The following is a 12370-nucleotide window of genomic DNA, read 5'->3' as shown; positions in this document are numbered from 1 at the left end:
AGGCACGCTGCCGGTGCCCGTGAATATGAGCTTACTTGTCCAACGCCCGGCGCAGCAGACGCAGATCCTCGGCAATCTGCTCGTCAGATTGTTCAAGCTCTTCGATCCGGCGCACGCCGTGCATCACAGTCGTATGGTCGCGCCCGCCAAACCGCCGCCCAATCTCGGGGAGGGAGCGGCTGGTGAACTGCTTGCACAGATACATCGCCACCTGACGCGGCCGGGCAAAGCTGCGCAGACGCTTTGGCCCCAGCATATCGCTGAGACGGATGTTGTAATGCTCGCTCACGGTGCGCTGAATTTCCTCAACAGAGATCTTCCGCTCGGATTCGCGCAGCACGTCTGACAGGCAATCCATCGTCAGCGCCATGTCGATCTCACGCCCAACGAGGGAGGCAAAGGCAAAAAGCCGCGTCAGCGCGCCTTCCAGTACACGCACGTTGGCGGTGATCCGGTGGGCCAGAAATTCCAGCACCCCTTCACCCACATCGAGGCCAGGATAGGTCGCGCGCTGCACTTCCAGTTTGCTTTGCAGGATGCCAAGGCGCAGCTCGTAGTCGGTTGGGTGCATGTCAACAACCAGACCACATTGCAGTCGAGACTTCACACGGTCTTCAAGGTCCTTGATGTCACCGGGCGCACGATCCGCGGACAGGATGATCTGCTTGCGTTGATCCACCAGGGAATTGAACGTGTGAAAGAACTCTTCCTGGGTGCTGTCCTTGCCCGCGATGAACTGCACATCATCCACGATCAAAACATCAACGGAGCGGAAGATTTCCTTGAAATCCAGCATCTTGCGGTCCCGCAAGGCCTGGACAAAACGGTACATGAACTGCTCTGCCGACAGATAAAGCACGTTCATCTGCGGCTTGTTGCGTTGCAGCTCATGGGCGATGGCGTGCATCAGGTGGGTCTTACCAAGACCGACACCACCATAGAGGAACAGCGGATTGAACACGACAGGCCCGCCTTCGGCCACCCGGCGCGCAGCGGCATGGGCCAGCTCGTTGGGCTTGCCCACGACAAAAGTGTCGAAGGTGAACTTGGGATCAAGCGGCGCAGTATGCAGAACGTTTCCTCCAGCCGCTTTCTGCCCCGTTGCCGATCGGGATGCGCCGTCAGCGGACCCATTCTGCGGCTTTGTTTTCTGGACCTGCGGACGCATCGCCTGCCTGGGGGGCAGCGCAAAGGACAGCCGTGATGCCTCGATCCCTTCTGCGACGATCTCATGCAGGATCAGGTCGGCAAAGTTCTGGCTGACGTAATTGCCGAAAAAGTTCGTCGGTACATAGAGTGTTGCCAGACCGTCTTCGATGGGTCCCGGCACCAGCGGCTCTATCCATGTTGTGAAGTTGTTCTGCCCTACCGTTTTCAACAGCCGCTGGCTGATCTCAGCCCAGTCCGAATGGATCATGCTCTTTTTCGCCCCAGTTTTTTCTCGCCCGACCTCTCCCAAAAGGCCGGACATTGCCAACCCGCAGAAAGCAAATTCCTATTCCGGGACCAGCAGTGGCCCGGTTGCGTCCTGTGGACTTATAACAGAATGGTCTTCCCAATTTCCTGACGCGTCCCAAACTGCGTCAAGATCCGGTTAAACCGTCCTCGCTCTCACCTGACAGGTCACGCATGTTCCCATGCAGCCACTTTTGACCAGACGTCTTGGCGTCTGTTGCAGTGTCCCCAAAAGCAGACCGGACGTTGCGCCGTGCCCTGCATCCTGGGGCCTGTCCCCCCGTGCGACGTGAATCGCTAGAATTGATTAGCAAGCTGGAAGGGGGGGCATCAACATATCTTCATTCTTGACTCTGACATTTGCCGGCGAAGAATCCCAAGCGCATTTTTGAGACCCTGCCCCAAGAAAAAAGGCACCGCCGAGCAGTGCCTTTTTAATCAAGCCATTAGCCCGATTCGCTATAATTCATTGGGGCTGGTTACCCCAGCGACTTGACCCGTGACGCCAGACGCGACATTTTTCTGGAAGCGGTGTTCTTATGATACACCCCCTTGGTGACGCCGCGCATCAGCTCAGGCTGAGCGACTTTCAAAGCTGCCGTGGCGGCAGCCTGATCACCTGATTCAATCGCCTCTTCAACCTTGCGCAGGTAGGTGCGGATGCGCGAACGGCGCGCTTTGTTGAAGGCGAAGCGCTTTTCGTTCTGACGTGCGCGTTTCTTGGACTGTGGTGTGTTTGCCATGCTGATCGACCTTTGGGTTCATATAGATTTCTGGAGCGCGCGACACGCCAACCCAAGTCCCGTTCAAACGGGCGGTGATTCTAGCCTGAGCGGGCTGCACGCGCATGTATCGGGCGGCTATAGAAGGGTTTGGGGTGCGTTGTAAAGGGTGAGCGTCGCAGCTTGTATGGGCTTCGGTAGAAAGTTCATTTCTTGCGCGATCAGGAATGAGCGCGGCCATCAATCCATGCCCGGCCCGCAGGAGTGCGCAGACTTCTGGCTGGTTAGCGTCTCCAACCTAGATGGATACTGTCACACCACATGCTCCTTGGTCTTTACGAAACTGTCTCCACAGGCGAAACGCACACAGTTACTCAATCAGATGCCCGGAACTGATCCATGAGCCACTCTTCCACAGCGAGCAGGGCAGTTGTTGTTTCATGGTTTTTGGGTCGCACAAACCAATATGAGTGACTTGCGTCGAGCGATACAGAGAACGGCGCAATCAGACGCTCGGCCGCGATGTCATCTGCCACCAAAAGCGACCGCCCAAGTGCCACGCCCTGATGTTCTGAGGCCGCTTGCAGTATTGCGCCGTCATCCCCAAGACGTGGCCCCATAGGTGGCTTGATACCGCAATCGGCAGCTTCGAACCAAGAAAGCCAATCTTCGGGGATGTCACCATGGAGCAACGTCGCTCGGTTCAGATCGTCTGGCACCTTCAAGCCATGCTCCTTGGCGTATCTCGGTGAACAAACGGGCTGCACTGTTTCGTTCCCGAGTTTGACCATAGTCAGGTTGCCAGAAGGCGATGGACTGTAGCGAAGTGCTGCATCGACCCCTTCAGAGACAAAATCAACGAGATGTCGTGAAGCAGTGATGCGAAGGTCGATGTCCGGATTTGCTTTCAGAAAACTGCCAAGCCTGGGGGCAAACCAGCGGGTCGCGACTGAAGGTAGCATCGACAGAGTGACGACTTGATCGGATCGCTTTACATCTGCGACTGCTGACCAAGTGCGAGAAAAAGCATCAGCCAACTGGGCTGCCAAACGCTCACCCGCTGGGGTGACATGAAGCCTTGCGCCACGGCGAACAAACAAGGCGACACCTAATATACCCTCGAGATCTGAAACCTGTCGGGATACCCCGCTTTGCGTGATGCCAAGTTCCTCTCCGGCGGCCGTGAAACTTCCGCAGCGCACAGCTGCCTCGAACACTTGAAGCGACCGTAAGGGCGGTCTGATATGAGTAAGGCTCATCCTGAAGCCCATCTTTTCTCATTACGGCATGGCGATGACATGAAATAGCATGAGTTTGAGTCACGCAAAACACAAGGTTCAAAATGACAGATGCATCGGCCGCCGTCCCTACCAGTTCAACCCTGAGGCGCATTCTGCCAGATTGGCCCTTGGTTATCTGGATGTTTTTTCTGACTCTGGCTCTTGGCTTGCTAAGCGGGATGCAAGTCCCAGACATGATCCACGAATTCAATTCCGGGTTCGGGCGCGCTCTCGGCGAGTTTGCGTTGATTTTGTTACCCTCCTTCACGCTGGCTGCCACGCTGTCGCGACAGAACGTTACGTCTGAGGCCGCAGGCAGAACATCGGCGTTGGCGTCGCCCATTGCTGGCGCAGGTATGATTTGCCCTGACACCGCTTACGCAGCGATTTCTCCTGCAGCGGGACGTTATAAGCTGGATGCCGCCTTTGGGGCATATGCCGGTTTCAAGCTGCTCTATCCGGCGGGCCCCTTGATTGTGGCGACTGGCCTCGGTGCAACTGGAACGAATGGGGTCGAACCTGTCATGCTGCTTTTGTATGGCATCGCACTGATGGTGCCCGTCTGGGCAATTGGTGTGATCTGGGGACGTTTTTCACTGGGTGTCCGCCCGATCACTGATGCACCGGAAAGTGCAGGAGCAAGCGGTCATTTGCTCATCACCTTCGCCCCCTTTTTGCTCTTAGCAAGCTTGCTCACAATTGGAGGTGTCGTCGGGCATATTGGGGTTGTTGCATTAGACTTTCTCTTTACGCCCAAAGGAGCTCTGATCGCTGCTGCAACCCTTGCATTGCTCCAGACCCCTTCAGATGAGCGGCGGGGCTGTTTGGACAGCGCGGTTCGCCGGACAGGGTCGCTGCTGTTGCTTATCGGTGCCGCGAGCGCTTTTGGTGCAGTTTTGACGAGTCTGCTGGAACTGGATCGCTTTGTCCCGCAAGGAAACGGTGTACTGACCCTGATTGGCCTCTTCGGATTGACCGTTCTATTCAAGCTGGTTCAGGGCTCATCGATGGCAACCTTTGCGGCAATCGCACCAATAGCAGCACCCATTGTGATCGCTAGCGGCGTCGACACGGTAACCGCCGTCTTTGCAATCTGTCTTGGTTCCTTCGTCGCGATCTTACCCAATGACAGTTACTACTGGTTGGTACGCCAGGATTTACTGGAAGGAGCAAAAGGCGAGGGGCGCTTCTTACGCATCATTTCTTGCGGAGCGACACTACAGGGCCTGGCGGGTATGGCACTATTGTTAGCGTTCGTGATCCTATGGCAGGTTTAGTCGAACGGATCATTTTTGATAGTGATGGCGTTTTGATCGACAGTGAACGCATTGTCTGTTCCGTGGACGCCCAAGCGTTCTCAGCGGGATACCAAGTGACTTGCGAAGACATCATAGAATGCTGTGCGGGTGTTCCGTCAGAAACCATGTACGAAACATTGGAAGCGCAGCTTGATCACCCTCTTCCGGAAAACTTCGACATGCAGGTTGAGGAGTTCGTCATTGAGACGTATCGATCTGAGTTGAGCACAATCGATGGCGCTTCTGAGGTTATCTCTACGTTAGCAGTAAAGAAGTGCGTGGCATCAAGCTCGTCGCCTGCAAAACTGGCCCTCGGCCTGATTGAAGCTGGCCTCTTCGAACTCTTATCCCCACAAATCTTTTCGACATCATTGATGCCACGTGGGAAACCGCATCCCGACTTGTTTCTATTGTCTGCGAACATCACGGACGCCGAACCGTCCAAATGCGCTGTCGCAAAGGACTGCGTGGCCGGTGTTGGCGCGGCCCGCGCCGCAGGTATGCGACCTGTTGGTTTTGTCGGGGGTCACACTGCGGAGCAACACCACGAAATCTAAACGCACCACTCTGAACCTTATTGCTGGGGAGAAAACATGCCAGAATTTGAAGCTCCGAACCCAAACTTTGAGAAGAATGTGACGCAGGTTGTGGGTTCAATGCCAGCGGCCCGCTATATTGGCTTCGAGTTCGCCAAAGTTGAACCGGGGTTGGTGCAACTGAACCTCAGCTCCCGAGCGGAACTCCTCGAGCATCAGGGGAGCTTTCAAGGCGGTATCATCGGCGCATTGATTGATTTTGCCGGTGCTGCGGCCAATGGTACTTTGCTTCCACAAAATCATATGCTGGTGACACTCGATTACTCAGTGAAGCTCCACATACCGGCCAAAGCCGCAACTCTCATTGCAATTGGGCATGTTTTGAGCGCCGGTCGTTCAATCTCTACGGCTACGGTGTCCATCTGGAATGAAAGCGAAGATGGCTTGCTCTGCGCTTCCGGACTGGTTACAACCAAGAGTTCGAAAATCTCATGACCCGACTAACCTGATGCTATGCGAGGCCATCGGCAGCAGGTGCTATCCGTGTATCTTCGTGCGGATGTCTCCCGCACAGCGCAGCGAATTTTTTGACCTGAATTCTGGCGAACACTGACGTGACCGATGCGCAGTTCCGTTTTGAATGGCCGGTCTCACGAAATCGGCTGCAACACGACCTAATGGCTGCCGCAACAGTTGCCGCCCAGCACTGGTGCTTCAACACCACTGTGATTGCAGCAGCCGCCCTTCCACCAGTCGGCCCCGGGGCCATGGCAGTACTTGTTGTCCGCGCCTACCATTTTCATGAACATCGGGTGATAATTACGGCATATCTCCAGTTCGGATTTCACCCAATGGAGAGGGTCGCGCGCGTAATGGTCCCAATAGTTGCCATCCATGTTGATCCCCGGCACCGCCGGATTCCAGCTTTCATCGAGCCACATGTCCGGATCGCCATACTTGGCCGCGATCTTGCGGATTGCAGGATCATCCAGCGCACCCAGTCGGCCATTTTCGATGATAGTCTCGTTGTCTCCACCCATCTCGGCCTCGTAGGTGGGGAAGTAGAGATGCAGGTGCCAATGGCCGACCAGGTGCCCCATCCGCGCCGCTTCACGTTCGGCCATGGATGAGATGATCGTGCCAAAGCCCATGTGAATGACGCCGGATCGCACCCGCTCATAGAGGCAGTTCACAAAGCCCGCGGGGAAATCTTTGCGGGGGCGGTGGATATGCGGGTTGGTCCCGATAGAGGCTTCCCACCAGTGCATGATGCCCTTGTCGGGGAAGGTCGGATACTGGATGTCCTTGGTCCGCTCCATCACGTCGCGCAGCTTGTCGCCAAACGCGCCGCCTTCGCGGATTTCGGTGATCTTGGAGCGTTCGACGATCAGTTGGGTCCAGTCCACTGCCGCGATGTGGTTCGTCGTCCCGGCGATCACGCCTTCGCCATCCTCCTTGGTGGGGTGGAACATCCAGGGCCGTCCGGTCACGTGTCCGGGCAGATAGGTTTTGCCGAAATGCTCATTCCCCGTCCAGGTCGCTGCCGTCAGGTCCGGGTCGTAGAACTTGCGCTCACTGTCCCAGTATGCGTCGTGGTTGGTGAAACTGAGGTCCGTGCCTTCAGGGTCCGTAATGCGGCATCTCTTGGCTGCCCGGATACGTTCCCAGGTCCACATGTCCATCGCATTGAGCACCTCGATGGGCATGGCATGGGCGGGAGAGGCCAGGATTTCCGGTGTGATAAAGGGCATGCGCTGGATCTTGATGAGCCGCTCGGCAAGCACCGGCCCGCCGTAGCCCATCAGGATCTTGTCGTAGGCCTGGTTCTTTTCCTCTTCTTCCCACATGTCCATCCATTCGGCCAATTCCTTGGTCCGGAACAGATAGTATTCGACCTCATCCGCCCCGACCCACTGGGGGATCGGGCCCCGGTCGATGTACTTGATGTCGTATTTCACCTGATACTTTTCGAGTATCTTCTTGCAGGCTTCGATGGTCAGTTCGGAATGCCAATTGTCCACCCGCAGCATCACGCGCTCGCCCGGCTGAAGGTCCCAGCAGGCATTGAGCCCGTGGTTGTAGGGCCGTTGCGCCACGTGTTCGAGATAGGGCAACAGTTGATCGCTGTTCGTGATCTCGACGAAGGGAGGACAGCGCGGGGGGCGGGCAGATTGCAGGGGCGGCGTGTCAAAGCTGGGCAGGCCCTGCGGCCTGATCAATCCGCTGCGATCCACCTCGGGTGAGGTGGACATGTTGTTGGGCGACCGTTCTGACGCGATTCTGGTGAAATCCTCGGGCACGATGCTTCCTTCTCAGCTATTGAGGTCCGCCAGCATGAACTCTACCTGCTGTTCCTCGATTTCCTGAAAGCCAATGAATGTCTTGAAGTCCGCCATGCTCATCACCGGGTGAGGCAAGCGCGCCGTGCCCTTGTCAGACAGAAGTTTCGCATAGTTGTCCTGCATGGCCTGGGCCGCCGTCATCAGTCCGACCAGCGGGTAGCAGGCAACGCCTGCCACCTCGGCCATCTGCGCCTGCGTCAGGTCCTTTTCCAACCAGCCGAGGATCTGCAGTGACAGGGGAACCCCCACCGCCGCGCGCATCCGCTTGAGGCCATCGAAATCGGTGAAGGTCCGGCTGATCGGCTGGATCAGGTCCGCGCCCGCTTCGGCGTACATCTTGGCCCGGTCGATCGCCTCGTCCTGCGTCATGGCATCGGTGCGCGCGATGATCAGCGTGTCTGGATCGCGCCGCGCCTGCACCGCCGCACGGATCTTGCCCGCATGTTCGTAGGCCGAGATGATCTCCAGCTGGTTCGCCGCTGCCGCGCAGCGTTTGGGGGCCACCTGATCTTCGAAGATCATCGCGCAGACGCCCGCCTGCTCGAACTCGCGAACGGTGCGCATGACGTTCATAGCGTTGCCGTATCCGGTGTCCGTATCTGCCACCACCGGCACATCGACGGCATTCGCGATGTTACGCACCACGTTGAGGTTTTCAGTCATTGTATAGAGCTCGACATCGGGAAAGCCGAGGTGGCTGGCGGAAACGGCGAAACCCGAGGTCATGACCGCCTGAGCCCCGCCCTTGACCGCCATCATCGCCGACATAGCGTCATAGCACCCCGGTGCGATCTGCATCTCTCCGGCCCGCAGAGCGGCGGCGAAATCCTTTTTCTGTTGCTGGCTGATCATGCGATACGTTCCTCTTTATCGCGCGCGTGCAGATACCCTACCAATCCCCCCGCCTCGAGCATCAGGCGGTCACCGTCGCTCAGCGGTTCAACAGGCAGGGTCGCGCCGGTGGTGTGGTTGTGAAAGGTGCTGCTGGCCCAGTCGATCTCGATCTCGTCCCAACGGCTGACCGCCGCAAGAATCCCGGTGCATTCTACCTGTGGAAATCCCATCGCGATCTCGCCGCGCCAATACCCTGGCGAAAAACTTTCGGCGATGACACCACCGATGCCAAGCTGTCTCATGCCGATCATCGGCGGGTAATGCGGATGGCCATAGCCAAAATTATGGTTCCCGATCAGCAGATCGCCGGGGCGCACCTTGTCGGCGAATTCCGGATCCTCGGCGCGCATCGCCAGTTTTCCCAGCTCAACCGGGTCCTTGATCTTGATGTTCTTCACCCCGACGATCTGATCGACGTCGAAGTCTTCTTGCTCGAAAATCCAGGCGACACGGCCTTTGAGGTTGTCCAGCGCCATGGCTCAATCCTTCAGGTAGGGGCGCGGATCGGCGATGCGCCCTTCGATGGCCGAGGCAGCAACCGCAGCGGCATTGACGATGTAGATTTCGCTGTCGGGCGACCCCATGCGTCCGCGCACGTTCAATGTGCCGGTTGAAACGGCCCGCTGGCCTGCGCGCATGACGCCCATGCGACCGAAACAATAATCGCAGGAGGATGAGCTGATGAAGGCCCCGGCGTTGATCAGGCGCGTGATGATGCCCCGTTCGGCGGCGACTTCCATGATCTCCTTGCTGGTCGGAATGACATTGAGCTGAAAGCCGTCCTTGACCTTGTGGCCTTCCAGCACGTCCGCCGCGATTTCCAGATCCTCGACCCGGCCCGAAGCGCAGGAGCCGAGATATCCGACCTGCACTTCGGTGCCGGTGACTTCGCTCAGATTGCGGGTGTCAGCAGGGCTGGGCGGGACGACGACGATGGGTTCCAGCGCGCCCACGTCGATTTCGTGCCGGGCGGCATAGGTGCAATCGGGGTCCGAGAAAAGCGGCTCTATGTCGAGCCGCTGGCGCGGTTTCATATAGTCGAGCGCCTTTTGATCGGGGTTCATCAGCGCGGTGATCGCCCCGGTGAACATCGCAAGGCAGTTGATCGACTGGCGCCCTTCGAGGCTCATGTTGTCGATGGTATCGCCGCCCAGCTCCATCACCTGACCACGGCAGCCGCGCGGGCCCAGCACGCGGACGATATGGTGAAAGACGTCACGCGCCGTCACACCGCGTTGAAGCGTGCCGGTCAGGTCGATCCGCGTGGTTTCCGGCACCTTGAACTTGATGCGTTCCTTGACGAAAGCCTCCAGCAAGTGCCGGCGCACGCCGATGGCGAGCGTGCCGAAGGTGCCCAGTTGCGAGATATGCCCGTCGAAATGCACGACGAAAGCACCCGGCGTCGCATAGCCGAGTTCGGCCGCCACCTGATGGCCGATCCCCTTGCGCTCATAGACCGGGACCTTGTTCTTTTCGCCCCAGTCGCGGGTCAGCTGGTGCAGCTCTTCTTCCTGTGTGGTGGTGGCGGGCACCATATGGTCGATGAAAAGGGCATAGCGATCCGGCTCCGCCACCTTGTCGATGCCGAAATCCTCTTCCATCTGCTTGAAGATCACATCCGTATAGCCTGGGAAATCGTACGCAATGACGAAGTCGGGCTTGGCCAGAACCTCGTCACCCGCGCGCACGCCCGCCTTTTCGGAAACCCGCGCCAAGATTTTTTCGGCAAGTGTGTAGCCCATTGTCGTCCTCCCAACGCAACAGTTCTATCAAGCATTTGCCGAATCGAGATATTAGTCAACCAATAACTATAATTTCATATGATGAAATCACTCAATGAAACCGCGCAGTTTCTCGACCATCTCGGCCGAGGCTTTCGTCATCAGCTTTTGCATCTCGGACCGCTCGGCACCCTTGTACCTTGGGCTCAGTCCACCGGTGGATATGGCGCCAAGAACGTTTCCCTTGTGATCCAGCAGGGGCACGGCCATCGCGGAAAGTCCCGTCGCGATTTCGTCGTGCTTGACGATCACGCCAGTCTCACGGATTTCATCCAGTTCGGCTCTGAGATCCGCCACCTGCTCGGGCTTCAGCGCCAGGATATCCCGCATCACCGCTTCCCGGCGTTCCTCCGGTTGATAAGCCAGCAGCACGCGCGGGCCGGTGCCCTTGTTGAAGGCGCGATGCTCTCCCACCGCCCACCAGCGCACCTCGATCGCGCGTCCTCCGTTGTGGCGCGCGGTGCAAAGCACAGTGTCGCCACTCACCGTCGACAGATAGACCGTCGTCTGAGTATCCTCTGCCAGTTGTTTTATGCGATCCTCGACCAAGGAAGTCAGCGACAGGGATTCAGGGACCGCCCGGCTCAGTTCCAGCAGTCCGATAGAGGCGCTGTAAAGGCCGCTTGCCGTATCCTGCCGCACCAGCCCCTCGTCGCGCAGGGTCACGAGGAGGCGTCTGGTTGTGCCGGCGTCCAGACCGGTAATCTTGACGATTTCACCCAGTGCAAGGTTGGGCCGCCCGAGTGTAAAGGCCCGCAGGATCGACACGGCCCGTGTGACAGCCCTGACACGAGGCAGGCTGCTACCGTCGCGCACCGATGATTTCATTTCCACATTCTCAACCCTCATAATTTCACCTGTTGAAATGTAAATTACTTGTTGACAAAAAGCAACGCAATTGTGCGATAGTTGGGGCTCTGGACGTAGTTCCAGGCAAGGGAGGATTACCAATGAAAACGCTTATCAAGGGAATACTGCTGCCGGCACTGATGACGGCAGGCATCCTTACTTTCACCGCACCCACGAGCGCCGAGGCGCAGATGCGCGAGCTACGCTTTGCCGAGTTCGGCCCCAATCGCGGCACCCGTGCCGCCGCACTCGAATGGCTAAACGAGGAAATGCGCGAGCGCTCCGGCGGCACGCTGGGTCTCGACATCACTTGGGGCGGCGCTCTTCTGGGAGCCAAGACGGCTGCACAGGGTCTGTCAGACGGTGTCGCCGATATGGCTTCGATCGTTCCGGTTTACGCACCGGGCCAGCTGGTCGCCTATGAGGTAACCGATACGATCCAGTTCGGTGACGAATGGGTCGGTATGATGGCCGCCTACGATTTCATGACAACGAACGAAGCCGCTTTGGACGAACAGAAAAAGTCCAATATCAAGTACTTCGGCAACTACACGACAGGCCCCACGCAGTTGCTGACAAAGGATACCCCCGTCACCAGCGCGGCGGACCTTGAGGGCATGACAATCCGCGCGACGGGTGCTTTCGTACCCGCACTGGAGGCCAAGGGCGCCTCTACCGTGTCCGTGTCACAGCCGCAGGTCTATGAATCCCTGTCCGCAGGCGCTGTCGGCGGGTCGACGACTTACTACTATGTGGTCAAAGCCTACAAACAATACGAGGTCGCCAAGTACATCACCGAGCTTAACATGGGTCAGACCCTGGCCTTTGGCATCGGGATGAACATGAACACCTACATGAGCCTGTCTCCCGAACAGCAGACGCTGATCGACGATCTGGGTCTCGAATTCACCCAGTATGTCGCCGAGAAGATGTACGCTTCGCGCACCGAGGTGAGGGCAGAGCTTGAGGCAGGGATCGACGGCCACAAGATCGAGGTCGTGGAACCGACCGAAGAGCTGCGCACCTCCCTTGTTCAGATCGCGAATGACGATGTCGCCTCCTGGAAGTCGAAGGCATCGGACAAGGGCCTGGACGCCGATGGGGTCTATGGCGCTTTCGAAGAACTGGTCGCGAAATACACCGCTGAGCGGGACGACAAGGGATATCCTTGGGATCGTTGATCTGCCAAAGTTCTGATCCGCGCCTTTTTCAG

Annotated in this window: 12 protein-coding genes; 4 read left to right on the top strand and 8 right to left on the bottom strand. The window is 57.8% G+C overall.

The window, feature by feature from the left end; translation table 11 throughout:
• Nucleotides 1-31: 31 nt before the first annotated feature.
• The 3 genes from dnaA to Q1A91_RS11340 all read right to left on the bottom strand — a co-directional run bounded on the left by dnaA (nucleotide 32) and on the right by Q1A91_RS11340 (nucleotide 3436).
• Nucleotides 32-1417 carry a chromosomal replication initiator protein DnaA gene (gene dnaA / locus Q1A91_RS11350; protein ID WP_299876924.1) on the bottom strand — a complete coding sequence of 462 codons (1386 nt, stop codon included), beginning with the start codon at nucleotides 1415-1417 and terminating at the stop codon, nucleotides 32-34.
• A 517-nt stretch (nucleotides 1418-1934) separates the two neighbouring features.
• Entirely contained in the window at nucleotides 1935-2198 is a 264-nt protein-coding gene (gene rpsT, locus Q1A91_RS11345; RefSeq protein ID WP_299876922.1) for a 30S ribosomal protein S20, read from the bottom strand.
• A 353-nt stretch (nucleotides 2199-2551) separates the two neighbouring features.
• Nucleotides 2552-3436 carry a LysR substrate-binding domain-containing protein gene (locus Q1A91_RS11340; RefSeq protein WP_299876919.1) on the bottom strand — a complete coding sequence of 295 codons (885 nt, stop codon included), beginning with the start codon at nucleotides 3434-3436 and terminating at the stop codon, nucleotides 2552-2554.
• Nucleotides 3437-3651: 215 nt separating this feature from the next.
• On the opposite strand from Q1A91_RS11340, the gene Q1A91_RS11335 reads away from it, so the two are divergent.
• From Q1A91_RS11335 to Q1A91_RS11325, 3 genes are read left to right on the top strand one after another with little or no spacing between them, the layout of a single operon-like run.
• Nucleotides 3652-4734, top strand: coding sequence for a hypothetical protein (locus Q1A91_RS11335; protein ID WP_299876917.1), 1083 nt, complete (start codon nucleotides 3652-3654; stop codon nucleotides 4732-4734).
• Nucleotides 4722-5312, top strand: coding sequence for an HAD-IA family hydrolase (locus Q1A91_RS11330; RefSeq protein ID WP_299876914.1), 591 nt, complete (start codon nucleotides 4722-4724; stop codon nucleotides 5310-5312). The genes Q1A91_RS11335 and Q1A91_RS11330 overlap by 13 nt, the downstream gene beginning before the upstream one ends.
• Nucleotides 5313-5348: 36 nt before the next feature.
• Nucleotides 5349-5786 (top strand): PaaI family thioesterase, encoded by a 438-nt coding sequence (locus Q1A91_RS11325; RefSeq protein ID WP_299876911.1) that lies wholly within the window; start codon nucleotides 5349-5351, stop codon nucleotides 5784-5786.
• Nucleotides 5787-5965: 179 nt separating this feature from the next.
• Here the strand turns inward: Q1A91_RS11325 and Q1A91_RS11320 are convergent, their stop codons facing one another.
• The 5 genes from Q1A91_RS11320 to Q1A91_RS11300 form a co-directional block, all read right to left on the bottom strand.
• Nucleotides 5966-7591: a hypothetical protein gene (locus Q1A91_RS11320; protein WP_299876908.1), complete on the bottom strand. Its 1626-nt coding sequence runs from the start codon at nucleotides 7589-7591 to the stop codon at nucleotides 5966-5968.
• A 12-nt stretch (nucleotides 7592-7603) separates the two neighbouring features.
• Entirely contained in the window at nucleotides 7604-8485 is an 882-nt protein-coding gene (locus tag Q1A91_RS11315) for an isocitrate lyase/PEP mutase family protein (protein ID WP_299876905.1), read from the bottom strand.
• On the bottom strand, nucleotides 8482-9003 hold the full coding sequence (locus Q1A91_RS11310; RefSeq protein ID WP_299876902.1) for a hypothetical protein: 522 nt from the start codon (nucleotides 9001-9003) through the stop codon (nucleotides 8482-8484). Before Q1A91_RS11310 ends, Q1A91_RS11315 begins: the two co-directional genes overlap by 4 nt.
• A gap of 3 nt (nucleotides 9004-9006) precedes the next feature.
• Nucleotides 9007-10269, bottom strand: a complete 1263-nt coding sequence (locus Q1A91_RS11305) for an aconitase family protein (RefSeq protein ID WP_299876899.1) — start codon at nucleotides 10267-10269, stop codon at nucleotides 9007-9009.
• Between the two features lie 87 nt (nucleotides 10270-10356).
• Complete coding sequence (locus Q1A91_RS11300; RefSeq protein WP_299876896.1) at nucleotides 10357-11157, bottom strand: IclR family transcriptional regulator; 801 nt, start codon at nucleotides 11155-11157, stop codon at nucleotides 10357-10359.
• 101 nt (nucleotides 11158-11258) lie between these two features.
• Here Q1A91_RS11300 and dctP point away from each other — a divergent pair, with 101 nt between their 5' ends.
• The gene (dctP, locus tag Q1A91_RS11295) at nucleotides 11259-12338 is read left to right on the top strand and encodes a TRAP transporter substrate-binding protein DctP (RefSeq protein ID WP_299876893.1); all 1080 of its coding nucleotides are present in this window, start codon (nucleotides 11259-11261) and stop codon (nucleotides 12336-12338) included.
• The last annotated feature ends 32 nt before the right edge of the window (nucleotides 12339-12370 follow it).

It is taken from the genome of uncultured Sulfitobacter sp. (assembly GCF_947500075.1).
In the GTDB taxonomy this organism is placed as follows: domain Bacteria; phylum Pseudomonadota; class Alphaproteobacteria; order Rhodobacterales; family Rhodobacteraceae; genus Sulfitobacter.
This window is presented reverse-complemented; position numbering and strand designations above follow the sequence as displayed.